The organism is Streptomyces sp. NPDC127114 (assembly GCF_042677525.1).
Lineage (GTDB): Bacteria > Actinomycetota > Actinomycetes > Streptomycetales > Streptomycetaceae > Streptomyces.
Genome location: NZ_JBHXTJ010000030.1, coordinates 16701 through 41218 on the forward strand (window position 1 = coordinate 16701; position 24518 = coordinate 41218).

The window sequence follows — 24518 nt, forward strand, 5'->3', positions numbered from 1 at the left end:
CACGGGGGCACGCCGACACGGGCACAGGGATAAGGAACGCCTGTTCAGGGGCGCCCGGTTCAGGGCGCCTGGTCCAGGGACACATGGGGGGAAGAGCATGGAGAGCGGCGGCGAGCTGCTCGCGTCCAAGTGGGACGTCGCGGACGACCTCGCGCGCCTGGTGGTCGGACTCTTCCGGGTCGCCTTCACGGCGCTGCCGGAGTGGATCCGCTATCCGGTGATCGTGATCGGGGGCGGATTCGCGCTGTACGTGGTGGCGACCCGCGTCCGCGACTGGTGGCGGGGGCGGCGCGAGGAGCCTGCCGGACCGCCGGAGGCGTCACCCGAGACGTGAGACATGCGTCCCGACCCGTGGACCGGCGATCGATCGACCGCCCGGACGTGGGAGGATCAGGGGAGGCGGACCCGGGCCGCGCACCCAGGTCGTGCCGTCGCAGTGCCCAGGCGCGAGCATGAGGAGCATCGTTGAGCAGGTTGCGTTGGCTGACGGCGGGGGAGTCTCACGGCCCCGCGCTGGTTGCAACCCTTGAGGGACTTCCGGCCGGTGTTCCGGTCACCACGGAGCTGGTGGCGGACCATCTCGCACGGCGGCGCCTCGGCTATGGACGCGGTGCCCGCATGAAGTTCGAGCAGGACGAGATCACCTTCCTGGGTGGTGTCCGGCACGGACTGTCGCTCGGTTCGCCGATCGCCGTCATGGTCGGCAACACGGAATGGCCCAAGTGGGAGAAGGTCATGGCGGCCGACCCGGTCGACCCGGCCGAGCTGGCGAACTCGGCGCGTAACGCGCCGCTGACCCGCCCGCGCCCCGGCCACGCCGACCTGGCCGGCATGCAGAAGTACGGCTTCGACGAGGCCCGGCCGATCCTGGAGCGCGCCAGCGCCCGCGAGACCGCCGCCCGCGTCGCCCTCGGCGCCGTCGCCCGCTCCTTCCTGAAGGAGGCGGCCGGCATCGAGATCGTCTCCCACGTGGTCGAGCTCGCCTCCGCCAAGGCCCCGTACGGCGTCTACCCGACCCCCGCCGACGTCGAGAAGCTCGACGCCGACCCGGTGCGCTGCCTCGACGCCGACGCGTCGAAGGCGATGGTCGCCGAGATCGACCAGGCCCACAAGGACGGCGACACGCTCGGCGGCGTCGTGGAGGTCCTCGCGTACGGCGTGCCCGTCGGCCTCGGCTCCCATGTGCACTGGGACCGGCGCCTCGACGCCCGGCTCGCCGCCGCCCTCATGGGCATCCAGGCCATCAAGGGCGTCGAGGTCGGCGACGGCTTCGAGCTCGCCCGCGTGCCGGGCTCGCAGGCCCACGACGAGATCGTCAAGGGCGAGGAGGGCCTCACCCGCAGCTCCGGCCGCGCCGGCGGCACCGAGGGCGGCCTCAGCACCGGCGAGCTGCTGCGCGTCCGTGCCGCGATGAAGCCCATCGCCACCGTGCCCCGTGCGCTCGCCACCGTCGACGTCGCCACCGGCGAGGTCGCGGCCGCGCACCACCAGCGCTCCGACGTCTGCGCCGTCCCGGCCGCGGGCATCGTCGCCGAGGCGATGGTCGCGCTGGTCCTCGCGGACGCCGTGCTGGAGAAGTTCGGCGGCGACTCGGTCCCCGAGACCCGTCGCAACGTCCGGTCCTACCTCGACAACCTCCACATCCGGTGACCGCCGGCCCGCTGGTCGTCCTCGTCGGACCCATGGGCTCCGGCAAGTCCACCGTCGGCGCGCTGCTCGCGGAGCGGCTCGGCGCCGACTACCGGGACACCGACGCGGACATCGTCGCCACCGAGGGGCGCGAGATCGCGGACATCTTCGTCGAGGACGGCGAGGACCACTTCCGCGCCCTCGAACGCGAAGCCGTGCGCAAGGCCGTCGCCGAGCACGAGGGTGTCCTCGCGCTCGGCGGCGGCGCGGTGCTCGACGCCGGCACCCGTGCCCTGCTGCGCGGGCTGCCCGTCGCGTACCTGTCCATGGACGTCGAGGCGGCCGTGCGCCGCGTCGGCCTCGGCGCCGCCCGGCCGCTGCTCGCCGTCAACCCGCGCCGCCAGTGGCGCGAGCTGATGGACGCGCGGCGCCACCTGTACGAAGAAGTCGCGAGCGTCGTCGTCGCCACCGACGAGCGCACGCCCGAAGAGGTCGCCGCCGCGATCCTCGACGCACTGGAGTTGAAGGACGTATGACGGACCAGGAAGTGACCCGGATCCAGGTCGGCGGCTCCGCGGGCACCGACCCGTACGAGGTACTGGTCGGCCGGCAGCTGCTCGGCGAGCTGCCCGCGCTCGTCGGCCCCCAGGCCAGGCGCGTGGCCGTGATCCACCCCGAGGCGCTGGCCGAGACCGGCGAGGCGCTGCGCGAGGACCTCGCCGAGCAGGGCTACGAGGCCGTCGCCATCCAGGTGCCCAACGCCGAGGAGGCCAAGACCGCCGAGGTCGCCGCCTACTGCTGGAAGGCGCTCGGGCAGACCGGCTTCACTCGTAGCGACGTGATCGTCGGTGTCGGCGGCGGGGCCACCACCGACCTGGCCGGCTTCGTCGCCGCGACCTGGCTGCGCGGTGTGCGCTGGATCGCCGTCCCCACGACCGTGCTCGGCATGGTCGACGCGGCCGTCGGCGGCAAGACCGGCATCAACACCGCCGAGGGCAAGAACCTCGTCGGCGCCTTCCACCCGCCGGCCGGCGTGCTCTGCGACCTCGCCGCGCTCGACTCGCTGCCGGTGCACGACTACGTCAGCGGCCTCGCCGAGATCATCAAGGCCGGTTTCATCGCCGACCCGGTGATCCTCGACCTCATCGAGGCCGACCCGCAGGCCGCCCGCACCCCCGCCGGGCCGCACACCGCCGAGCTCATCGAGCGGTCGATCCGGGTCAAGGCCGAGGTGGTGTCCGGCGACCTCAAGGAGGCCGGCCTCCGCGAGATCCTCAACTACGGGCACACCCTCGCCCACGCCATCGAGAAGAACGAGCAGTACAAGTGGCGGCACGGCGCCGCAGTCTCCGTCGGCATGGTCTTCGCCGCCGAGCTCGGCCGGCTGGCCGGCCGGCTCGACGACGCCACCGCCGACCGGCACCGCGCCGTCCTGGAGTCCGTCGGCCTGCCGCTCACCTACCGCGGCGACCAGTGGCCCAAGCTGCTCGAGACCATGAAGGTCGACAAGAAGTCCCGGGGCGACCTGCTGCGCTTCATCGTCCTCGACGGTCTCGGCAAGCCGACGGTTCTCGAGGGCCCGGACCCGGCCGTGCTCATCGCGGCCTACGGCGAGGTGTCCGCGTGAGCGAGCGCCGTCGCGTTCTCGTCCTGAACGGCCCGAACCTCGGCCGCCTCGGCTCGCGCGAGCCCGACATCTACGGCGCCACCTCCTACAAGGGGCTCGTGGAGTCCTGCCGCACGCTCGGCGAGCAGCTGGGCTTCGACGTCGAGGTGCGCGAGACCAACGACGAGGGCGAGATGATCCGCTGGCTGCACGAGGCGGCGGACGGTTCCCTCCCGGTCGTGCTCAACCCGGGCGCCTTCACGCACTACTCGTACGGGATGCGTGACGCGGCGGCCCAGCGCACCGCGCCGCTGATCGAGGTGCACATCTCCAACCCCTACACGCGGGAGGAGTTCCGGCACACCTCGGTGGTGGCCGCGGTGGCCACCGGGACGATCGCGGGTTTCGGCATCGGCTCCTACCGGCTGGCGCTGCGCGCGCTCGCGGAGGAACTGGAAGCCTGAGCCCCCGCGTCACCCTCCTGGGCACGTCGATCCGCCCCCGGCCGTTTCCCCTACGGAAGCCGGGGGCGGTAACGTTCCGGCAACGACGGAAACATTGCCGGCAGGAAACGGAGTGGGGCACCGGATGCAGCACGGAATGGGGGCTCCGCTGCCACCGCAGGAATCCGCGGGCCACACCGGTTGGGTCCAGGGCGGCCCCCCGCCCGTCCCGCCCGCTCCGGCGCACCACCCCTACCCCGCCCCTCCGGGGCACCCGGCGCCTCCGGCGCCCCCCGCCCCGCAGGGTCCGCCGATGGGTCCGCCGCCCGCGCAGGCGACGCCGCCCGGCTGGGGCGGGGCGCCCGCAGCCCCGGCGGCCCCGGGCGCTCAGGGTGTCCCGGTCACCGGGCAGCTCACCGGTCCCATTACCGTGCCGCCCGCCGTGACCGGTACCGGCGGCGCCACCATCGCCGTCCTGCTCATCGGCCCGGCCGGCGCGGGCAAGACGACCGTCGCGCGCCACTGGGCCGGCCGCCGGCCGGTGCCGACGGCCCACATCAGCCTCGACGACGTGCGCGAATGGGTCTGCTCCGGCTTCGCCGACCCCCAGTCCGGCTGGAACGAGAACTCCGAGGCCCAGTACCGTCTCGCCCGCCGCACCTGCGGTTTCGCCGCCCGCAACTTCCTCGCCAACGGCATCTCCTGCATCCTCGACGACGCCGTCTTCCCCGACTGGCCGGTCGTCGGCCTCGGCGGCTGGAAGCGCCACGTCGGCCCCGGCCTGCTCCCGGTGGTGCTGCTCCCCGGCCTCGACGTCGTCCTCGAGCGGAACGCCGAACGCAGCGGCAACCGCCGCCTCTCGGACGAGGAGGTCGCCGCCATCCACGGCCGGATGGCCGGCTGGTACGGCTCCGGCCTGCCGATCATCGACAACTCCACCTTCGACGTGGAGACCACGGCCCGCGTCCTGGACGACGTCCTGGCCCGCGCGATATCCGGCCAGCCGCCCGCGTGACCACCGCGGGCGCCGCCGTCGGGCGCCCGGTCGGCCCCGCACAACAGGCCGCCGCGTCCGGGCGCTCGTAGGCTCGGAGCATGTCAGAGGTGTATGCGGAACGCCGGGACCGGCTGCGCGACCGCTGCGTGGCCGCGGGCAGCCCGGCGGCCCTGGTCTCCCGCCCCGCCAACGTCCGCTATCTCACGGGCGGCTCGCCCGCCGGGGCCGTGCTGCTGCTCGGGCCCGCCGAGGACGTGCTGCTGCGCCCCACCGCGCCCGGCGGCGACCCGGCCGACGGGCGGGTGGACGAGGCGCTGCGGCAGCTGGTGCTGCCGGCCGGCGGCGGTGATCCGGCGGTCGCGGGCGTGGACTTCGCCCGCAAGGCCGGCGTGGACGCCCTCTCCGTGGAGGAGCACCATCTGACCGTCGCCCGGCACCGGGCGATGGGCTCGGTCGCGCCCGGGCTGCGGCTCGCCGACCTGTCCTGCGCCGTCGAACAGCTGCGGATCGTCAAGGACGAGGACGAGATCGCCTGTCTGCGGATCGCCGCCGAGATCGCCGACCAGGCGCTCGGGGAGCTTCTGGAGTCGATCCTGGTCGGCCGTACCGAGCGGCACCTCGCCCTGGAGCTGGAGCGCAGGCTCGTCGACCACGGTGCCGACGGGCCGGCCTTCGCGACCTCCGTGGCCACCGGGCCGCACTCCGGCCGGGCCGGGCACCGGCCCACCGACCGCCGGGTCGAGGAGGGCGACTTCCTCTCGGTCTGCCTCGGCGCCAACTACCGTGGCTACCGCTGCGAGATCGGCCGCACCTTCGTCATCGGGACCACTCCCGCCGACTGGCAGATCGAGCTGTACGACCTCGTCTTCGCCGCTCAGCGGGCCGGACGGGAGGCGCTCGCGCCCGGCGCCGAGTACCGCGACGTCGACCACGCGGCCCGACAGATTCTCGCCGCGGCGGGTCACGGCGACACGTCGACACCCCTCACCGGGCACGGTGTGGGCCTGGAAATCGACGAGGACCCGCAGCTCGCACCCGCGGCCATGGGTAAACTGGACGCTTGTGTGCCGGTCACCGTCGAACCGGGGGTCCACCTCCCGGGCCGGGGCGGGGTCCGGATCGATGACACGCTCGTCGTACGCCAGGAGGCGGACGGCGGACCCGAGCTACTCACCATCACGACCAAGGAGCTGCTCGCGCTGTAGCGGCGCGCACGCCTCCCGGTCCCACGTCAGTCCAGGAGATTCCGCAACCGTGGCTTCCACGAACGACCTCAAGAACGGCATGGTGCTCAAGCTCGAAGGCGGCCAGCTCTGGTCCGTCGTCGAGTTCCAGCACGTCAAGCCCGGCAAGGGCCCGGCCTTCGTGCGCACCAAGCTCAAGAACGTCATGTCCGGCAAGGTCGTCGACAAGACCTTCAACGCGGGCGTGAAGGTCGACACGGCCACCATCGACCGCCGTGACATGCAGTTCTCCTACATGGACGGCGACTACTTCGTCTTCATGGACATGGAGACCTACGACCAGCTGCACGTCGACCGCAAGGCCGTCGGCAACGCCGCCAACTTCCTCATCGAGGGCTTCGAGGCCACCGTCGCACGGCACGAGGGCGAGGTGCTCTTCGTCGAGCTCCCGGCCGCCGTCACGCTGACGATCCAGCACACCGACCCGGGTGTCCAGGGCGACCGCTCCACCGGTGGCACCAAGCCCGCCACCCTGGAGACCGGCCACGAGATCCAGGTCCCGCTCTTCGTCACCACCGGTGAGAAGGTCAAGGTCGACACCCGCACCAGCGACTACCTCGGCCGGGTGAACGACTAACCGTGGCCGCCCGGAGCAAGGCCCGCCGGCGGGCCTTCCAGATCCTGTTCGAGGCCGACCAGCGCGGCACCTCGGTCCAGGAGGTCCTCGCGGACCAGGTCCGGCTCGCCCGCTCGGACGAGCGCCAGCCGCCGGTCAACGAGTTCACCATGCAGCTGGTCGAGGGCTACGCGGGTCACGTGGCCCGCATCGACGAGCTCATCGCGACGTACGCGGTGGACTGGGACCTCGACCGGATGCCCGTCGCCGACCGGAACATCGTCCGCCTCGGTGCGTACGAGCTGATCTGGGAGGACGGCACCCCGGACGCGGTGGCGATCGACGAGGCGGTGCAGCTCGCCAAGGAGTTCTCCACGGACGACTCGCCGACCTTCGTCAACGGTCTGCTGGCGCGCTTCAAGGACCTGAAGCCGCGCCTGCGCCGGGACGCGGACGCCTAGGTCCGTCCGTCCCCGGCAGTCGAAGGGGCCCGCAGCACCTCGTGTGCTGCGGGCCCCTTCGGCGTACCCGGTAGCGCGTACCAGACGTCGCGTCGCGCGCGCCGCCGTGCCGGGCGCTCGCCGCCACGGGCACGAAAAGCGCCGGACCCCGGGAGTCGAGGTGACTCCCGGGGCCCGGCGGCACGTTTCTGCTTCAGCTGTTCCGCGTCAGTTGGCGTCCTCGTGGGCGACCGCGCGGCGCGCGTCCGCGTCCAGGACGCCCCAGCTGATCAGCTGCTCGGTGAGGACCGAGGGGGACTGGTCGTAGATGACGGCCAGGGTGCGCAGGTCGTCCTGGCGGATCGACAGCACCTTGCCGTTGTAGTCGCCGCGCTGGGACTGGATCGTCGCCGCGTAGCGCTGGAGCGGTCCGGCCTTCTCGGCGGGGACGTGGGCGAGGCGCTCCAGGTCCAGGACCAGCTTCGGCGGGGGCTCGGCGGCGCCGCCGGGGGTCGTGCCCGGCAGCAGCTCCTGCACCGGCACACCGTAGAAGTCCGCCAGCTCGGCCAGGCGCTGCACGGTCACGGCGCGGTCGCCACGCTCGTACGAACCGACCACGACCGCCTTCCAGCGGCCCTGGGACTTCTCCTCCACACCGTGGAGGGAAAGGCCCTGCTGGGTGCGGATCGCACGGAGTTTGGCCCCGAGCTGCTTTGCGTATTCGCTGGACATAACGCTCCCGGACGCTGAGACGACGTTGCGGCTGCGCCGCGCGGCTGGTAACTCACTGTGAGGTTACGCAGCGTGACACTCTCCCGTCAAGCCGAATGGTCCATACCGCCCCCCTCCGGGGGACGGCGCCCGGAGTGGCGAACGGGTGGTGAGCTGGGCACTCATCCGCCCCTGGTAAGGTGGACGGCGCAGTTCCGACGTCCTTTAAGGTCCGTCCCGTGAGGCGGAGAAGGAGGTCCGTTTTCATATGGACGCACAGCAGCAGACCGATGCGGCACGCCCCGTTCTCGAGGCCCCCGACATCGCGCGGGTCCTGACCCGCATCGCCCACGAGATCGTCGAGCGCGCCAAGGGTGCCGACGACGTGGTCCTCCTCGGCATTCCCACCCGCGGTGTCTACCTCGCCCGCCGGCTCGCCGAGAAGCTCGAATCGATCACCGGCAGCAAGATCCCGGTCGGCTCCCTCGACATCACCATGTACCGGGACGACCTGCGGCTGAAGCCGGCCCGCGCCATCGGCCGCACCGAGATCCCCGGTGACGGCGTCGACGGCCGCCTGGTCGTCCTCGTCGACGACGTCCTCTTCTCCGGCCGCACGATCCGCGCCGCCCTCGACGCCCTCGGCGACATCGGCCGCCCCCGCGCCGTCCAGCTCGCCGTCCTCGTCGACCGCGGCCACCGCGAGCTGCCCATCCGCGCCGACTACGTCGGCAAGAACCTCCCCACGTCGCTGCGGGAGACGGTCAAGGTCCAGCTCGCCGAGGAGGACGGTCGCGACACCGTGCTGCTCGGCAGCAAGCCCGCCTCCTAGCCGGACCGGCACTCCCCACGGGTTCCGGGGCACATCCCTGCGCACCCGCATGCCCGCACACTCCCACCACGGAGCGAAACCCCGATGATGCGTCACCTCATCTCGGCCGCCGACCTCACCCGCGACGACGCCGTCCAGATCCTCGACACCGCCGAGGAGATGGCCCGGGTGGCCGACCGGCCCATCAAGAAGCTGCCGACCCTGCGCGGCCGCACCATCTGCAACCTCTTCTTCGAGGACTCCACCCGCACCCGGATCTCCTTCGAGGCGGCCGAGAAGCGGCTGTCCGCCGACGTGATCAACTTCGCGGCGAAGGGCTCCAGCGTCTCCAAGGGCGAGTCCCTGAAGGACACCGCGCAGACCCTGGAGGCGATGGGCGTCGACGCCGTCGTCATCCGGCACAGCGCCTCCGGCGCCCCCTACCGCCTGGCCACCTCCGGCTGGATCGACGCGCCCGTCATCAACGCCGGCGACGGCACCCACCAGCACCCCACGCAGGCCCTGCTCGACGCCTTCACCATGCGCCGCCGCCTGGTAGGCCGCGACGCCGGCCTCGGCCAGGACCTGACCGGGAAGCGCGTCACCATCGTCGGCGACGTCCTGCACAGCCGGGTCGCCCGCTCCAACGTCGACCTGCTGCACACCCTCGGCGCCGAGGTCACCCTGGTGGCCCCGCCCACCCTGGTCCCGGTCGGCGTCGAGCACTGGCCCTGCGAGGTCTCCTACGACCTCGACAGCGTGCTGACGAAGTCCGACGCGGTGATGATGCTGCGTGTGCAGCGCGAGCGGATGAACGCCGCCTTCTTCCCGACCGAGCGCGAGTACTCGCGCCGCTACGGGCTCGACGGCGACCGGATGGCGAGGATGCCCGAGCACGCCATCGTCATGCACCCCGGCCCCATGGTCCGCGGCATGGAGATCACCGCCGAGGTCGCCGACTCCGACCGCTGCACGGTCGTCGAGCAGGTCGCCAACGGCGTCTCCATCCGCATGGCCGTGCTGTACCTGCTGCTCGGCGGCAACGAATCGCAGTCCACTCGTACCGAGGAGAAGTAAGACCATGAGCAAGATCCTTATCCGCGGTGCGAAGGTGCTGGGCGGCGAGGCGCAGGACGTCCTCATCGACGGCGAGGTCATCGAGGCCGTCGGCACGGACCTGTCCGCCGACGGCGCCCAGGTGATCGAGGCCCAGGGCCAGATCCTGCTGCCCGGCCTGGTCGACCTGCACACCCACCTGCGCGAGCCCGGCCGCGAGGACTCCGAGACCGTCCTCACCGGCACCCGCGCCGCCGCCTCCGGCGGCTACACGGCCGTCTTCGCCATGGCCAACACCTTCCCCGTCGCCGACACCGCCGGCGTCGTCGAGCAGGTCTACCGGCTCGGCAAGGAGGCCGGCTACTGCGACGTGCAGCCCATCGGCGCCGTCACCGTCGGCCTGGAGGGCAAGAAGCTCGCCGAGCTCGGCGCCATGCACGACTCCGCCGCCGGCGTCACCGTCTTCTCCGACGACGGCAAGTGCGTCGACGACGCCGTGATCATGCGCCGTGCCCTGGAGTACGTGAAGGCCTTCGGCGGCGTCGTCGCCCAGCACGCCCAGGAGCCCCGCCTCACCGAGGGCGCCCAGATGAACGAGGGCGTCGTCTCCGCCGAGCTCGGCCTCGGCGGCTGGCCGGCCGTCGCCGAGGAGTCGATCATCGCCCGCGACGTGCTGCTCGCCGAGCACGTCGGCTCCCGCGTCCACATCTGCCACCTGTCGACCGCCGGCTCCGTCGAGATCGTCCGCTGGGCCAAGTCCCGCGGCATCGACGTCACCGCCGAGGTCACCCCGCACCACCTCCTCCTCACGGACGAGCTGGTCCGCAGCTACAACCCGGTCTACAAGGTCAACCCGCCGCTGCGCACCGAGCGCGACGTGATGGCCCTGCGCGAGGCCCTCGCCGACGGCACCATCGACATCGTCGCCACCGACCACGCCCCGCACCCGCACGAGGACAAGGACTGCGAGTGGGCCGCCGCCGCCATGGGCATGGTCGGCCTGGAGACCGCCCTGTCCGTCGTCCAGCAGACCATGGTGGAGACCGGGCTCCTCGACTGGGCCGGCGTCGCCGACCGGATGTCCGTGAAGCCCGCGCGGATCGGCCAGGCCAAGGGCCACGGCCGCCCCGTCTCGGCTGGTGAGCCCGCCAACCTGACGCTGGTCGATCCGGCATACCGTGGTGTCGTGGACCCCGCCGACTTCGCCTCCCGCAGCCGCAACACCCCCTACGAGGGCCGCGAGCTGCCGGGACGCGTCACCCACACGTTCCTGCGGGGCCGGGCAACGCTCGTCGACGGGAAGCTGGCGTGACACCACTCGTACTCCTCGCGGCCGAACCGAAGTCGGCCGAAGTGACCGACTGGGCCGGCCGGCTCGGCTGGGTCGCCGGACTGCTGCTCTTCGTCGCCTTCGTCTACTGGCTGATGCGCCAGGGATGGAAGTGGCGCGGCAGCCTCCAGTCCGGCCTCCCGCCCCTCCCCGAGCTGCCGGAGGCGCCCGGAGCGGCCAGGCTGACACTCAGCGGCCGCTACCACGGCTCCACCACCGCCGGACAGTGGCTCGACCGGATCGTCGCCCACGGCCTCGGCACCCGCAGCCGCGCCGAGCTCACCCTCACGGACGCCGGGATCAGCGTCGTACGCCCCGGGGCGAACGACTTCCTGATCCCCGCCGAGGCCCTGCGCGAGGCCCGACTCGACAAGGGCATCGCCGGCAAGGTCCTCACCGAAGGCGGCCTGCTGGTCGTCACCTGGGCCCACGGCGACAAGCTGCTCGACTCCGGCTTCCGCTCCGACCGGGCGGCCGAGCACGCCGCCTGGGTCGAGGCCGTCAACCACCTGAACACCGCAAGCACGACGGAAGGCATCGCACGATGACAACCTCCACCAGGGGAGCTGCCAAGGTTCCCGCCGTACTCGTCCTGGAGGACGGCCGCATCTTCCGCGGTCGCGCCTACGGGGCCGTGGGGGAGACCTTCGGCGAGGCCGTGTTCTCCACCGGCATGACCGGCTACCAGGAGACCCTCACCGACCCGTCGTACCACCGCCAGGTCGTCGTCATGACCGCCCCGCACGTCGGCAACACCGGCGTCAACGACGAGGACCCCGAGTCCGCCCGCATCTGGGTGGCCGGCTACGTCGTCCGCGACCCCGCCCGCGTCCCCTCCAACTGGCGCTCCCGGCGCTCCCTCGACGAGGAGCTGCGCCACCAGGGCGTCGTCGGCATCCAGGGCATCGACACCCGCGCCCTCACCCGCCACCTCCGCGAGTGCGGCGCCATGCGCGTCGGCATCTTCTCCGGCAGCGCGCTCCCCGACGAGGGCACCATGCTCGCCGAGGTCCGCCAGCAGGCCGAGATGAAGGGCGCGAACCTCTCCGCCGAGGTCGCCACCAAGGAGCCGTACGTCGTCCCCGCGGTCGGTGAGAAGAAGTTCACCGTCGCCGCCGTCGACCTCGGCATCAAGGGCATGACCCCGCACCGGATGGCCGAGCGCGGCATCGAGGTCCACGTGCTGCCCGCCACCGCCACCGCCGAGGACGTCTACGCCGTCAACCCCGACGGCGTGTTCTTCTCCAACGGCCCGGGCGACCCGGCCACCGCCGACGGACCCGTCGCCGTCATGCAGGAGGTCCTGCGCCGCAGGACGCCGCTCTTCGGCATCTGCTTCGGCAACCAGATCCTCGGCCGCGCCCTCGGCTTCGGCACCTACAAGCTGAAGTACGGCCACCGGGGCATCAACCAGCCGGTCCAGGACCGCACCACGGGCAAGGTCGAGGTCACCGCGCACAACCACGGCTTCGCCGTCGACGCGCCCCTCGACAAGGTGTCCGAGACCCCCTTCGGGCGCGCCGAGGTCTCCCACGTGTGCCTGAACGACGACGTCGTGGAGGGGCTGCAGCTGCTCGACCAGCCGGCCTTCTCCGTCCAGTACCACCCCGAGGCCGCCGCGGGCCCGCACGACGCCGCGTACCTCTTCGACCGCTTCGTTTCGCTGATGGAGGCCGAGCGTGCCTAAGCGCACCGATATCCAGTCCGTCCTGGTCATCGGCTCCGGCCCGATCGTCATCGGCCAGGCCGCCGAGTTCGACTACTCCGGCACCCAGGCCTGCCGGGTCCTCAAGTCCGAGGGCCTGCGCGTCATCCTGGTCAACTCCAACCCGGCCACGATCATGACCGACCCGGAGATCGCCGACGCCACCTACGTCGAGCCGATCACCCCGGAGTTCGTCGAGAAGATCATCGCCAAGGAGCGCCCCGACGCCCTCCTGCCCACCCTCGGCGGCCAGACCGCGCTCAACACCGCCATCTCCATGCACGAGCAGGGCGTCCTGGAGAAGTACAACGTCGAGCTGATCGGCGCCAACGTCGAGGCGATCAACAAGGGCGAGGACCGCGACCTCTTCAAGGAGGTCGTCGAGGAGGTCCGCCGCAAGATCGGCCACGGCGAGTCCGCCCGCTCGGTCATCTGCCACTCCATGGACGACGTCCTCAAGGGCGTCGACACCCTCGGCGGCTACCCCGTCGTCGTCCGCCCCTCCTTCACCATGGGCGGCGCCGGCTCCGGCTTCGCCCACGACGAGGAGGAGCTGCGCCGCATCGCCGGCCAGGGACTCACGCTCTCCCCGACCACCGAGGTGCTCCTGGAGGAGTCCATCCTCGGCTGGAAGGAGTACGAGCTGGAGCTCATGCGCGACAAGAACGACAACGTCGTGGTCGTCTGCTCCATCGAGAACTTCGACCCGATGGGCGTGCACACCGGTGACTCGATCACCGTCGCCCCGGCGATGACGCTCACCGACCGCGAGTACCAGCGCCTGCGCGACATCGGCATCGCGATCATCCGCGAGGTCGGCGTCGACACCGGCGGCTGCAACATCCAGTTCGCGGTGAACCCGGTCGACGGCCGCATCATCGTCATCGAGATGAACCCGCGCGTCTCCCGGTCCTCGGCCCTCGCCTCCAAGGCCACCGGCTTCCCGATCGCCAAGATCGCCGCGAAGCTCGCCGTCGGCTACACGCTGGACGAGATCCCGAACGACATCACCGAGAAGACCCCGGCCTCCTTCGAGCCGACCCTCGACTACGTCGTCGTCAAGGCCCCGCGCTTCGCCTTCGAGAAGTTCCCGTCCGCCGACTCCACGCTGACCACGACCATGAAGTCGGTCGGCGAGGCCATGGCGATCGGCCGCAACTTCACCGAGGCCCTGCAGAAGGCCCTGCGCTCCCTGGAGAAGAAGGGCTCGCAGTTCTCCTTCACCGGCGAGCCCGGCGACAAGACCGAGCTCCTGGAGCTGGCGGTCCGCCCGACCGACGGCCGCATCAACACCGTCATGCAGGCCATCCGCGCCGGTGCCACGCCGGAGGAGGTCTTCGAGTACACCAAGATCGACCCGTGGTTCGTCGACCAGCTCTTCCTCATCAAGGAGATCGCCGACGAGCTCGCCGAGGCCGAGAAGCTCGACCCCGAGCTGCTCGCCGAGGCCAAGCGCCACGGCTTCTCCGACGCCCAGATCGCCGAGATCCGCGGGCTGCGCGAGGACGTCGTCCGCGAGGTCCGGCACGCCCTCGGCGTCCGCCCGGTCTACAAGACGGTCGACACCTGCGCCGCCGAGTTCGCCGCCAGGACCCCGTACTTCTACTCCTCGTACGACGAGGAGACCGAGGTCGCGCAGCGCGAGAAGCCCGCGGTGATCATCCTGGGCTCCGGACCGAACCGCATCGGCCAGGGCATCGAGTTCGACTACTCCTGCGTCCACGCCTCCTTCGCGCTCAGCGACGCGGGCTACGAGACCGTGATGGTCAACTGCAACCCGGAGACCGTCTCGACGGACTACGACACCTCCGACCGCCTGTACTTCGAGCCGCTGACGCTCGAGGACGTCCTGGAGATCGTCCACGCCGAGTCGCTGGCCGGCCCCCTCGCCGGTGTCGTCGTCCAGCTCGGCGGCCAGACCCCGCTGGGCCTCGCCCAGGCGCTCAAGGACAACGGCGTGCCGGTCGTGGGCACCTCCCCGGAGGCCATCCACGCCGCCGAGGACCGCGGCGCCTTCGGCCAGGTGCTCGCCGACGCGGGCCTGCCCGCGCCGAAGCACGGCACCGCCACCACCTTCGCCGGCGCCAAGGCCATCGCCGACGAGATCGGCTACCCCGTGCTCGTACGCCCCTCGTACGTGCTCGGCGGCCGCGGCATGGAGATCGTCTACGACGAGGCGCGCCTGGAGGCGTACATCGCCGAGTCCACCGAGATCTCCCCGATCCGCCCCGTTCTCGTCGACCGCTTCCTCGACGACGCGATCGAGATCGACGTGGACGCGCTCTACGACGGCCACGAGCTCTACCTCGGCGGCGTCATGGAGCACATCGAGGAGGCCGGCATCCACTCCGGCGACTCGGCCTGCGCCCTGCCCCCGATCACCCTCGGCGGCTTCGACATCAAGCGCCTGCGCGCCTCCACCGAGGCCATCGCCAAGGGCGTCGGCGTCCGCGGTCTGATCAACATCCAGTTCGCGATGGCCGGCGACATCCTCTACGTCCTCGAGGCCAACCCGCGCGCCTCCCGCACCGTGCCCTTCACCTCGAAGGCGACCGCGGTGCCGCTCGCGAAGGCCGCCGCGCGCATCTCGCTCGGCGCCACCATCGCCGAGCTGCGGGAAGAGGGCCTGCTGCCCCGGCACGGCGACGGCGGCACCCTGCCGATGGACGCGCCGATCTCCGTCAAGGAGGCCGTGATGCCGTGGTCGCGCTTCCGCGACATCCACGGCCGCGGCGTCGACACCGTCCTCGGCCCGGAGATGCGCTCCACCGGCGAGGTCATGGGCATCGACAACGTCTTCGGCACGGCGTACGCCAAGTCGCAGGCCGGCGCCTACGGCCCGCTGCCCACCAAGGGCCGCGCGTTCATCTCGGTCGCCAACCGGGACAAGCGCTCGATGGTCTTCCCGGCCCGTGAGCTGGTCGCCCACGGCTTCGAACTGCTCGCCACCTCCGGCACGGCCGAGGTGCTCAAGCGCAACGGCATCAACGCCACGATCGTGCGCAAGCAGTCCGAGGGCGAGGGCCCGAACGGCGAGAAGACGATCGTCCAGCTCATCCACGACGGCCAGGTCGACCTGATCGTCAACACCCCGTACGGCACCGGCGGCCGCCTCGACGGCTACGAGATCCGTACGGCGGCGGTGGCCCGCTCCGTCCCGTGCCTGACCACGGTCCAGGCGCTCGCGGCGGCCGTCCAGGGCATCGACGCGCTCAACCACGGCGACGTGGGCGTCCGCTCGCTCCAGGAACACGCGGCGCATCTGATCGCGGCCCGCGACTAGCAGCCCACAAGGGGGACACCGGAAACGGTGTCCCCCTCTTGCTGAGGACACCTCCATGTACAAGTTCTTCTTCGACCTCGTCTTCAAGCGCATGGATCCCGAGGAGGCCCACCACCTGGCCTTCCGCTGGATCCGGCTCGCCGTCCGCATCCCCGTGCTCCGCACCTTCGTCGCGGCCGTCCTCGCGCCCCGCCACAAGGAGCTGCGCACCGAGGCCCTGGGCCTGCGCATGCACGGCCCCTTCGGCCTCGCCGCCGGCTTCGACAAGAACGCCGTCGCCATCGACGGCATGGCCATGCTGGGCTTCGACCACGTCGAGATCGGCACGGTCACCGGCGAGGCCCAGCCCGGCAACCCCAGGAAGCGGCTGTTCCGGCTGGTCCCGGACCGCGCCCTGATCAACCGCATGGGCTTCAACAACGAGGGCTCCGCCGCCGTCGCCGCCCGCCTGGGCGCCCGCAACCCGGTCTTCAGGACGGTCGTGGGCGTCAACATCGGCAAGACCAAGGTGGTCCCCGAGGAGGAGGCCGCCGCCGACTACGTGAAGTCGACCGAGCGGCTCGCCCGGCACGCCGACTACCTGGTCGTCAACGTCTCCTCCCCGAACACCCCGGGGCTGCGCAACCTCCAGGCCACCGAGTCGCTGCGTCCGCTGCTCACCGCCGTCCGCGAGGCCGCCGACCGGTCCGTCGAGGGCCGCCGCGTCCCGCTGCTGGTGAAGATCGCCCCCGACCTCGCCGACGAGGACGTGGACGCCGTCGCCGACCTGGCCCTGGAGCTCGGCCTCGACGGCATCATCGCCACCAACACCACCATCGCCCGCGAGGGCCTGGGCCTGAAGTCCGACCCGGCCCTCGTCAAGGAGACCGGCGGCCTGTCCGGCGCCCCGGTCAAGCAGCGCTCCCTGGAGGTGCTGCGCCGCCTCTACGCGCGCGTGGGCGACCGGATCGTCCTCGTGGGCGTCGGCGGCATCGAGAACGCCGAGGACGCCTGGCAGCGGATCCTCGCCGGCGCCACCCTGATCCAGGGCTACAGCGCCTTCATCTACGAGGGCCCCTTCTACGCCCGCGCGATCCACAAGGGCCTCGCCGCGCGCCTCGCCGCCTCCCCGTACGCCACCCTCGCCGAGGCCGTCGGCGCCGACACCCGAAAGGCCGCCCAGTGACCCACGAATCCTTCGGCGCCCGCCTGCGCTCCGCCATGGACACGCGCGGCCCCCTGTGCGTCGGCATCGACCCGCACGCCTCCCTGCTGGCCTCCTGGGGCCTGCCGGACACCATCGACGGCCTGGAGCGCTTCACGTACACGGTCGTGGAGGCGCTGGCCGAGACGGTCGCCGTGTTCAAGCCGCAGGCCGCGTTCTTCGAGCGCTTCGGCTCGCGCGGCGTGGCCGTCCTGGAGCGCGCCGTCGCCGACCTGCGGGCGGCGGGCGGCCTGGTCGTGATGGACGCCAAGCGCGGCGACATCGGCTCCACCATGGCCGCCTACGCGGAGGCCTTCCTCCGCAAGGACTCGCCGCTCTTCTCCGACGCGCTCACGGTCTCCCCGTACCTCGGCTACGGCTCGCTGAAGCCGGCCGTGGACCTGGCCCGGGAGTCCGGCGCGGGGCTCTTCGTCCTGGCGCTGACCTCCAACCCGGAGGGCGCGGAGGTCCAGCGGGCGGTTCGTTCCGACGATCCCGCCAGGCGGACCGTCGGCGCGACGATGCTGGCGCACCTGGCGGCGGAGAACGCGGGGGAGAGCCCGATGGGCTCCTTCGGCGCGGTCGTCGGCGCCACGCTCGGCGACCTGTCCGACTTCGACCTCGACATCAACGGGCCCCTGCTCGCCCCGGGCATCGGCGCCCAGGGCGCGACCCCGGCCGACCTCCCGGAGGTCTTCGGCGCGGCGGTCCGCAACGTCGTCCCGAACGTCAGCCGCGGGGTCCTCAAGGAAGGTCCGGACGGGGCTGCGCTGCGGGCCGCGGCGGAACGTTACGCGAACGAGATCAGGGAGGCCGTGGGCGCCTGAGGCACCCCGGGGGCCGATTTCGGCGGGTTCTCGCCAATCCGCAGGTCGGGCGGCGTGTCCTCGCCGTCTCACTCCTTGACAAAAGTTGACCCAAAACCGCTTCGTTATGCCGGAAATGTCCTGGTCGGTCGATGCTGACCAGGACTTTTCGTCTGTTCTCGCTGACTCCGGCGGTCTTGGCCGCTAGTCTCCGGGACAGAGTCGGCGTTCGGCGTACTCCACGTCGGTCGTTGCTCCACTGGTGTGGGGTGCCCCGCTCACGCGGGGCGTGCAGCTTCCACCGGTCCGTATCCGACAGTTCGACATCCGAGGTGACGTAGGCGTGGCTCTTCCGCCCCTTACCCCTGAACAGCGCGCAGCCGCGCTCGAAAAGGCCGCCGCGGCTCGCCGGGAGCGGGCCGAGGTCAAGAATCGACTCAAGCACTCCGGCGCCTCCCTGCACGACGTCATCGCGCAGGGGCAGACCAATGACGTCATCGGCAAGATGAAGGTCTCGGCGCTGCTCGAGTCCCTGCCGGGCGTGGGCAAGGTCCGCGCCAAGCAGATCATGGAGCGACTCGGCATCTCCGAGAGCCGTCGGGTCCGTGGCCTCGGCTCCAACCAGATCGCTTCTCTGGAGCGTGAGTTCGGCGGCGCCGGCGCCTGACGGCGCCCGGGCCCGGACCCGCGCGTCCCGGGCACACCGGTAAAGCTGGAATAATCGCTGCATGGCAGCAGAGGTACGTCCGCGGCTGACCGTGCTCTCCGGCCCCTCCGGGGTGGGCAAGAGCACGGTCGTCGCTCATATGCGCAAGGTCCACCCCGAGGTCTGGCTCTCGGTGTCGGCCACGACACGGAAGCCGCGACCCGGCGAGCAGCACGGTGTCCAGTACTTCTTCGTCACGGACGACGAGTTCGACAAGCTGGTCGCCAACGGCGAGCTGCTGGAGTGGGCCGAGTTCGCGGGCAACCGCTACGGCACCCCGCGTCGCGCGGTCCTCGACCGTCTGGAGGCGGGGGAGCCCGTGCTCCTGGAGATCGACCTCCAGGGCGCGCGGCAGGTCAAGGAGTCCATGGGCGAGGCCCAGCTGGTCTTCCTGGCCCCGCCGAGCTGGGAGGAGCTGGTGCGCCGGCTCACCGGCCGCGGCACCGAGTCGGCCGAGGTCATCGAGCGCCGTCTCCAGGCCGCGAAGGTCGAGCTGGCCGCCGAGTCGGAGTTCGACACCACGCTCGTCAACACCTCGGTCGAGGACGTCGCGCGCGAGCTGCTAACGTTGATGAACGTTGTCTGATCTTTTTTCCATCTTCGGAAGGTAGAGCGTGTCCTCTTCCATCACCGCGCCCGAGGGCATCATCAACCCGCCGATCGACGAGCTGCTCGAGGCGACGGACTCCAAGTACAGCCTCGTGATCTACGCCGCCAAGCGTGCGCGCCAGATCAACGCGTACTACTCGCAGCTGGGCGAGGGCCTGCTCGAGTACGTCGGTCCGCTCGTCGACACCCACGTCCACGAGAAGCCGCTCTCGATCGCGCTGCGCGAGATCAACGCGGGCCTGCTGACCTCCGAGGCCATCGAGGGCCCGGCGCAGTAAGCACGCATCTCGCTTGTCACGTTTGTCACCACAGGCCCGGCGGAACATCCGCCGGGCCTGTGGTGTCTCATGGAGTCGTACGCACCGGAGTCGTACGCATCCGAGCCTTCAGGGGAGCAGAGTTGAGCGCGGTGACGAAGCCGAAGGTCGTCCTGGGCGTGAGCGGCGGCATCGCCGCGTACAAGGCGTGCGAGCTGCTGCGCCGGCTCAGCGAGTCCGGCCATGACGTCCGGGTGGTCCCCACCGACTCCGCCCTGCACTTCGTCGGTGCCGCCACCTGGTCGGCCCTCTCCGGCAACCCGGTCTCCACCGAGGTGTGGGAGACCGTCCACGAGGTGCCGCACGTGCGGATCGGTCAGGCCGCCGACCTCGTCGTCGTCGCCCCCGCCACCGCCGACCTGCTGGCCAAGGCCGCCCACGGCCTCGCCGACGACCTGCTCACCAACACGCTGCTCACGGCCCGCTGCCCGGTGGTCTTCGCACCGGCCATGCACACCGAGATGTGGGAGCACCCGGCCACCCAGGAGAACGTGGCGACCCTGCGCCGCCGCGGCGCCGTGGTCATCGAGCCCGCCGTCGGACGCCTCACCGGCGTCGACACCGGCAAGGGCCGGCTGCCCGACCCGGGGGAGATCTTCGAGATCTGCCGCCGCGTCCTGGCGCGCGGCGTCACCACCCCCGACCTCGCCGGCCGCCATGTCGTCATCAGCGCCGGCGGCACCCGCGAACCCCTCGACCCGGTCCGCTACCTCGGCAACCGCTCCTCCGGCAAGCAGGGCTACGCCCTCGCGAAGGCCGCCGCGGCCCGCGGCGCCCGGGTCACCCTGATCGAGGCCAACACGGGCCTGCCCGACCCGGCGGGCGTGGACGTCGTCCGGGTCGGCACCGCCGTCCAGCTGCGCGAGGCGGTCCTCAAGGCCGCCGCCGACGCCGACGCGGTGGTCATGGCGGCGGCGGTCGCCGACTTCCGGCCGGCCGCCTACGCCCCCGGCAAGATCAAGAAGACGGACGACGGCGGCGCCCCGACCGTCGAGCTGGTGCGCAATCCGGACATCCTCGCGGAGATCTCCGCCGACCGCGCCCTGCCCGGCCAGGTCGTCGTGGGCTTCGCCGCGGAGACCGACGACGTCCTCGCCAACGGCCGCCAGAAGCTCCGGCGCAAGGGCTGCGACCTGCTCGTCGTCAACGAGGTGGGCGAGCGCAAGACCTTCGGCTCGGAGGAGAACGAGGCCGTGGTCCTCGCCGCCGACGGTGCCGAGACCCCCGTGCCGTACGGGCCGAAGGAAGCGCTGGCGGAGACCGTGTGGGATCTGGTCCTGCCCCGGCTGCGCCCCCTCTCCGGGTGAATTCCGAGCGAACTTCGCGATACGCCGGGACTGCGTCCCCACGGCCGCGAGAAGTTCCATAAATCGGGACAAAATGCCAGCTCGGAGCGTCGATCGCCGCACAGATCACGCAATCGCGCGGCCGGGGACCTGGCCACATGCCCGACCGTGCCCGATAGACTGTTCTCGGAACGTCGCGGGGCGCAGCCCCCTGCCGGTCCGTAAACGAGTAGCCAGCAGCCGCTGCAACCCCAGGGAGCGTTGTGTCCCGTCGTCTGTTCACCTCGGAGTCCGTGACCGAGGGTCACCCCGACAAGATCGCTGACCAGATCAGCGACACCATCCTCGACGCGCTGCTCAAGGAGGACCCCACCTCCCGTGTCGCCGTCGAGACGCTGATCACGACCGGCCTCGTGCACGTCGCCGGTGAGGTCACCACCAAGGCCTGGGCCGACATCCCGACCCTCGTCCGCAACAAGATCCTCGACATCGGGTACGACTCCTCGAAGAAGGGCTTCGACGGCGCGTCCTGCGGCGTCTCGGTCTCCATCGGGTCGCAGTCCCCGGACATCGCGCAGGGCGTCGACACGGCGTACGAGTCCCGCGTCGAGGGCGACGAGGACGAGCTCGACAAGCAGGGCGCCGGCGACCAGGGCCTGATGTTCGGCTACGCGTCGGACGAGACCCCCGAGCTCATGCCGCTCCCGATCCACCTCGCGCACCGGCTCTCCCGCCGCCTCACCGAGGTCCGCAAGAACGGGACCATCCCGTACCTGCGCCCCGACGGCAAGACGCAGGTCACCATCGAGTACGACGGCGACAAGGCCGTCCGCCTCGACACCGTGGTCGTCTCCTCGCAGCACGCCTCCGACATCGACCTGGAGTCGCTGCTCGCGCCCGACATCCGCGAGTTCGTCGTCGAGCACGTCCTGAAGCAGCTCGTCGAGGACGGCATCAAGCTCGACACCGACGGCTACCGCCTGCTCGTGAACCCGACCGGCCGCTTCGAGATCGGCGGCCCGATGGGCGACGCCGGCCTCACCGGCCGCAAGATCATCATCGACACGTACGGCGGCATGGCCCGCCACGGCGGCGGCGCCTTCTCCGGCAAGGACCCGTCCAAGGTCGACCGCTCGGCCGCCTACGCCATGCGCTGGGTCGCCAAGAACGTCGTCGCCGCGGGCCTCGCCTCCCGCTGCGAGGTCCAGGTCGCCTACGCGATCGGCAAGGCCGAGCCCGTCGGCCTCTTCGTCGAGACCTTCGGCACCAACACCATCGAGACCGAGAAGATCGAGAACGCCATCGCCGAGGTCTTCGACCTCCGCCCGGCCGCGATCATCCGCGACCTCGACCTGCTCCGCCCGATCTACTCCCAGACCGCCGCCTACGGCCACTTCGGCCGCGAGCTGCCGGACTTCACCTGGGAGCGCACGGACCGCGTGGACGCCCTGAAGGCGGCCGCGGGCCTGTAAGCACAGGAGCCGCCCGAAGGCCCGGAACCCCTTGGGGTGCCGGGCCTTCGGCGTGCCGGAGCCGCTGTCGGTGCCGTCTGGTAGGTATGGGGCTGTGAGCAGCGAGAACGAGAAGGCCGGGGGGCACGAGGGGCCGGAGGAGCCCGAGCAGCTCGCGCTCATCCGGGAGACCGTGCGCAAGGCGAAGGTGCCGCGGGCCAAGCCGCGGACCTGGCGCGGGGCCGCGCTCGCCAAGGAGCTGCCGGTCGCACGGGTCGTGGTGAACAAGGGAGTGCTCCACCTCGACCAGTTCTTCGACTACGCCGTGCCCGAGGAACTGGACGCCGCCGCGCAGCCCGGCGTGCGGGTGCGGGTGCGCTTCGGCGCCGGGGCGCACCAGGTGCGGGGCGGGCGGCGCGAGGGCGGGCGGCTCATCGACGGGTTCCTGGTGGAGCGGCGGGCCGAGTCGGACTACTCCGGGCCCCTCGCCGCGCTCGCCGACGTCGTCTCGCCCGAGCCCGTGCTCGGCCCCGAGCTGCTCGGGCTCGCCCGGGCCGTCGCCGACCGGTACGCCGGCAGCCTCGCCGACGTGCTCCAGCTCGCCGTCCCGCCGCGCAACGCGAGCGCCGAACGCAGACCCTCGCCCGAGCCGCTGCCCCCGCCGGCCGCCCCCGCCGCGGGCAGCTGGGCGCGGTACGAGCGGGGCGCGGCGTTCCTGGAGTCGCTGGCCCGCGGCGGCGTGCCGCGGGCGGTGTGGAACGCGCTGCCCGGGCCGTACTGGGCCGAGGAGATCGCCCGCGCCGTCGCCGCGACCCTCGCCTCCGGGCGCGGCGCCCTCGTCGTCGTACCCGACGGGCGGGCCGCCGGCCGGGTCGACGCCGCCCTGACCGGACTGCTCGGCGAAGGGCGGCACGCGCTGCTCACCGCCGAGGCCGGGCCCGAGAAGCGGTACGCGCAGTGGCTCGCCGTGCGGCGCGGTGCCGTCCGGGCGGTCGTCGGCACCCGGGCCGCGATGTTCGCGCCCGTCCGGGACCTCGGGCTCGCCGTCATCTGGGACGACGGCGACACCAGCCACAGCGAACCGCACGCCCCGCAGCCGCACGCCCGTGACGTCCTGCTGCTGCGCGCCGCCCACGACCGCTGCGCCTTCCTGCTCGGCTCCACCAGCTGCACCGTCGAGGCCGCCCAGCTCGTCGGTTCCGGCTGGGCGCAGCCGCTCGTCGCCGGACGCGACCAGGTGCGGACCGCCGCGCCGCTCGTGCGGACCGTCGGCGACACCGACCTCGCCCGCGACGAGGCCGCCCGCGCCGCCCGGCTGCCCACCCTCGCCTGGCAGGTGGTGCGGGAAGGGCTGAAGACCGGGCCGGTGCTCGTGCAGGTGCCCCGCCGGGGCTACGTGCCGCGACTCGCCTGCGAGCGCTGCCGGACGCCCGCCCGCTGCCGGCACTGTTCCGGGCCGCTGGAGGCTCCCGAGCAGCAGGAACTGCACTGCGGCTGGTGCGGGCGCGGCGCCCCCGACTGGCACTGCGTGGCCTGCGGCTCCACCCGCCTGCGCGCCCAGGTGGTCGGCGCCCGGCGCACGGCGGAGGAACTGGGCCGGGCCTTCCCGGCCGTGCCCGTACGCACCTCCGGACGCGACCACGTCCTGGACCGGGTGCCGGGACGGCCCGCGCTCGTGGTGAGCACCCCGGGCGCCGAGCCGGTCGCCGAGGGCGGTTACGCGGCCGCGCTGCTCCTCGACGGCTGGGCCATGCTCGGCCGCCCCGACCTGAGGGCCGGCGAGGAGGCCCTGCGCCGCTGGATCGACGCCGCCTCACTGGTCCGCGGCCAGGGCGAGGGCGGCACGGTGGTCGTCGTCGCCGAGCCGACGCTGCGGCCCGTGCAGGCCCTGGTGCGCTGGGACCCCGTCGGGCACGCCCAGCGGGAGCTGGCCGAGCGGGCCGAGCTGGGCTTCCCGCCCGTCTCGCGCATGGCGGCGGTGTCCGCGCCGCCGGATGCCCTCGCGGCCTTCCTGGCCGCTGCCGAACTGCCGCCGGACGCCGAGATCCTCGGGCCCGTGCCCCTGCCCGTGACCCGTCCCGGCGGCCCCCGCCGCCCCGGCGACACCCCGCCGGGCGAGCAGTGGGACCGCGCGCTGATCCGCGTTCCGCCGGGCAGCGGGGCCGCGTTGGCCACCGCCCTGAAGCGGGCGCAGGCCTCGCGGCTGGCGCGGGGCGGCGGCGAGCCGGTGCGGGTGCGGGTGGACCCGCCGGACATCGGCTGACCATCGGCGGATGCGGGCGGGCACGCGAAGGGCCGCCCGCTGGTAGGTGGCGGGCGGCCCTTTCGTGGCGGGGCGTGGCGCCGGCG

Annotated in this window: 24 protein-coding genes; 23 read left to right on the plus strand and 1 reads right to left on the minus strand. The window is 72.2% G+C overall.

Features of this window, described 5'->3' with window-relative positions; all coding sequences use genetic code 11:
- Nucleotides 1-97: 97 nt before the first annotated feature.
- The 9 genes from ACFVGS_RS26255 to nusB all read left to right on the plus strand — a co-directional run bounded on the left by ACFVGS_RS26255 (nt 98) and on the right by nusB (nt 6936).
- A complete protein-coding gene (locus ACFVGS_RS26255) occupies nt 98-334 on the plus strand; it encodes a hypothetical protein (protein WP_384422649.1) in 237 nt (78 codons plus the stop codon).
- Nucleotides 335-465: 131 nt separating this feature from the next.
- The gene (gene aroC / locus ACFVGS_RS26260; RefSeq protein WP_384422647.1) at nt 466-1650 is read left to right on the plus strand and encodes a chorismate synthase; all 1185 of its coding nucleotides are present in this window, start codon (nt 466-468) and stop codon (nt 1648-1650) included.
- Nucleotides 1647-2165 carry a shikimate kinase gene (locus ACFVGS_RS26265; RefSeq protein WP_384422645.1) on the plus strand — a complete coding sequence of 173 codons (519 nt, stop codon included), beginning with the start codon at nt 1647-1649 and terminating at the stop codon, nt 2163-2165. Before aroC ends, ACFVGS_RS26265 begins: the two co-directional genes overlap by 4 nt.
- Nucleotides 2162-3256 carry a 3-dehydroquinate synthase gene (gene aroB / locus ACFVGS_RS26270; RefSeq protein WP_385693881.1) on the plus strand — a complete coding sequence of 365 codons (1095 nt, stop codon included), beginning with the start codon at nt 2162-2164 and terminating at the stop codon, nt 3254-3256. Before ACFVGS_RS26265 ends, aroB begins: the two co-directional genes overlap by 4 nt.
- Complete coding sequence (gene aroQ / locus ACFVGS_RS26275) at nt 3253-3699, plus strand: type II 3-dehydroquinate dehydratase (RefSeq protein ID WP_384422640.1); 447 nt, start codon at nt 3253-3255, stop codon at nt 3697-3699. The genes aroB and aroQ overlap by 4 nt, the downstream gene beginning before the upstream one ends.
- A gap of 124 nt (nt 3700-3823) precedes the next feature.
- Entirely contained in the window at nt 3824-4693 is an 870-nt protein-coding gene (locus ACFVGS_RS26280; protein WP_385693883.1) for an AAA family ATPase, read from the plus strand.
- 80 nt (nt 4694-4773) lie between these two features.
- Nucleotides 4774-5880, plus strand: coding sequence for an aminopeptidase P family protein (locus ACFVGS_RS26285; RefSeq protein ID WP_384422636.1), 1107 nt, complete (start codon nt 4774-4776; stop codon nt 5878-5880).
- 49 nt (nt 5881-5929) lie between these two features.
- Nucleotides 5930-6496, plus strand: coding sequence for an elongation factor P (gene efp, locus ACFVGS_RS26290; protein WP_384422635.1), 567 nt, complete (start codon nt 5930-5932; stop codon nt 6494-6496).
- A 2-nt stretch (nt 6497-6498) separates the two neighbouring features.
- Nucleotides 6499-6936 carry a transcription antitermination factor NusB gene (gene nusB / locus ACFVGS_RS26295; RefSeq protein ID WP_384422633.1) on the plus strand — a complete coding sequence of 146 codons (438 nt, stop codon included), beginning with the start codon at nt 6499-6501 and terminating at the stop codon, nt 6934-6936.
- Between the two features lie 207 nt (nt 6937-7143).
- Here nusB and bldD read toward each other — a convergent pair whose 3' ends face one another.
- The gene (gene bldD / locus ACFVGS_RS26300; protein ID WP_362532207.1) at nt 7144-7647 is read right to left on the minus strand and encodes a transcriptional regulator BldD; all 504 of its coding nucleotides are present in this window, start codon (nt 7645-7647) and stop codon (nt 7144-7146) included.
- 247 nt (nt 7648-7894) lie between these two features.
- On the opposite strand from bldD, the gene pyrR reads away from it, so the two are divergent.
- The 14 genes from pyrR to ACFVGS_RS26370 all read left to right on the plus strand — a co-directional run bounded on the left by pyrR (nt 7895) and on the right by ACFVGS_RS26370 (nt 24432).
- Nucleotides 7895-8458, plus strand: coding sequence for a bifunctional pyr operon transcriptional regulator/uracil phosphoribosyltransferase PyrR (gene pyrR / locus ACFVGS_RS26305; RefSeq protein WP_384422421.1), 564 nt, complete (start codon nt 7895-7897; stop codon nt 8456-8458).
- Between the two features lie 84 nt (nt 8459-8542).
- Nucleotides 8543-9514 carry an aspartate carbamoyltransferase catalytic subunit gene (locus ACFVGS_RS26310; protein ID WP_384422423.1) on the plus strand — a complete coding sequence of 324 codons (972 nt, stop codon included), beginning with the start codon at nt 8543-8545 and terminating at the stop codon, nt 9512-9514.
- Nucleotides 9515-9518: 4 nt separating this feature from the next.
- The gene (locus tag ACFVGS_RS26315) at nt 9519-10805 is read left to right on the plus strand and encodes a dihydroorotase (RefSeq protein WP_385693889.1); all 1287 of its coding nucleotides are present in this window, start codon (nt 9519-9521) and stop codon (nt 10803-10805) included.
- Nucleotides 10802-11371: a hypothetical protein gene (locus ACFVGS_RS26320; RefSeq protein ID WP_384422427.1), complete on the plus strand. Its 570-nt coding sequence runs from the start codon at nt 10802-10804 to the stop codon at nt 11369-11371. The genes ACFVGS_RS26315 and ACFVGS_RS26320 overlap by 4 nt, the downstream gene beginning before the upstream one ends.
- Nucleotides 11368-12510: a glutamine-hydrolyzing carbamoyl-phosphate synthase small subunit gene (carA, locus tag ACFVGS_RS26325; protein ID WP_384422428.1), complete on the plus strand. Its 1143-nt coding sequence runs from the start codon at nt 11368-11370 to the stop codon at nt 12508-12510. The genes ACFVGS_RS26320 and carA overlap by 4 nt, the downstream gene beginning before the upstream one ends.
- Nucleotides 12503-15811: a carbamoyl-phosphate synthase large subunit gene (gene carB, locus ACFVGS_RS26330; protein WP_385693893.1), complete on the plus strand. Its 3309-nt coding sequence runs from the start codon at nt 12503-12505 to the stop codon at nt 15809-15811. Before carA ends, carB begins: the two co-directional genes overlap by 8 nt.
- A gap of 55 nt (nt 15812-15866) precedes the next feature.
- Nucleotides 15867-16976 (plus strand): quinone-dependent dihydroorotate dehydrogenase, encoded by a 1110-nt coding sequence (locus tag ACFVGS_RS26335; RefSeq protein ID WP_384422432.1) that lies wholly within the window; start codon nt 15867-15869, stop codon nt 16974-16976.
- Nucleotides 16973-17821, plus strand: a complete 849-nt coding sequence (gene pyrF / locus ACFVGS_RS26340; protein WP_385693896.1) for an orotidine-5'-phosphate decarboxylase — start codon at nt 16973-16975, stop codon at nt 17819-17821. Before ACFVGS_RS26335 ends, pyrF begins: the two co-directional genes overlap by 4 nt.
- A 322-nt stretch (nt 17822-18143) precedes the next feature.
- Nucleotides 18144-18467 carry an integration host factor gene (locus tag ACFVGS_RS26345; protein WP_128978280.1) on the plus strand — a complete coding sequence of 108 codons (324 nt, stop codon included), beginning with the start codon at nt 18144-18146 and terminating at the stop codon, nt 18465-18467.
- Between the two features lie 61 nt (nt 18468-18528).
- Nucleotides 18529-19092 carry a guanylate kinase gene (gene gmk, locus ACFVGS_RS26350; protein ID WP_384422435.1) on the plus strand — a complete coding sequence of 188 codons (564 nt, stop codon included), beginning with the start codon at nt 18529-18531 and terminating at the stop codon, nt 19090-19092.
- A gap of 28 nt (nt 19093-19120) precedes the next feature.
- Complete coding sequence (gene rpoZ, locus ACFVGS_RS26355; RefSeq protein ID WP_005319902.1) at nt 19121-19393, plus strand: DNA-directed RNA polymerase subunit omega; 273 nt, start codon at nt 19121-19123, stop codon at nt 19391-19393.
- Nucleotides 19394-19524: 131 nt separating this feature from the next.
- Nucleotides 19525-20739: a bifunctional phosphopantothenoylcysteine decarboxylase/phosphopantothenate--cysteine ligase CoaBC gene (gene coaBC, locus ACFVGS_RS26360; protein WP_385693900.1), complete on the plus strand. Its 1215-nt coding sequence runs from the start codon at nt 19525-19527 to the stop codon at nt 20737-20739.
- A gap of 242 nt (nt 20740-20981) precedes the next feature.
- Nucleotides 20982-22190 (plus strand): methionine adenosyltransferase, encoded by a 1209-nt coding sequence (gene metK / locus ACFVGS_RS26365; RefSeq protein WP_384422438.1) that lies wholly within the window; start codon nt 20982-20984, stop codon nt 22188-22190.
- A 94-nt stretch (nt 22191-22284) separates the two neighbouring features.
- Nucleotides 22285-24432 carry a primosomal protein N' gene (locus tag ACFVGS_RS26370; protein ID WP_385693902.1) on the plus strand — a complete coding sequence of 716 codons (2148 nt, stop codon included), beginning with the start codon at nt 22285-22287 and terminating at the stop codon, nt 24430-24432.
- The last annotated feature ends 86 nt before the right edge of the window (nt 24433-24518 follow it).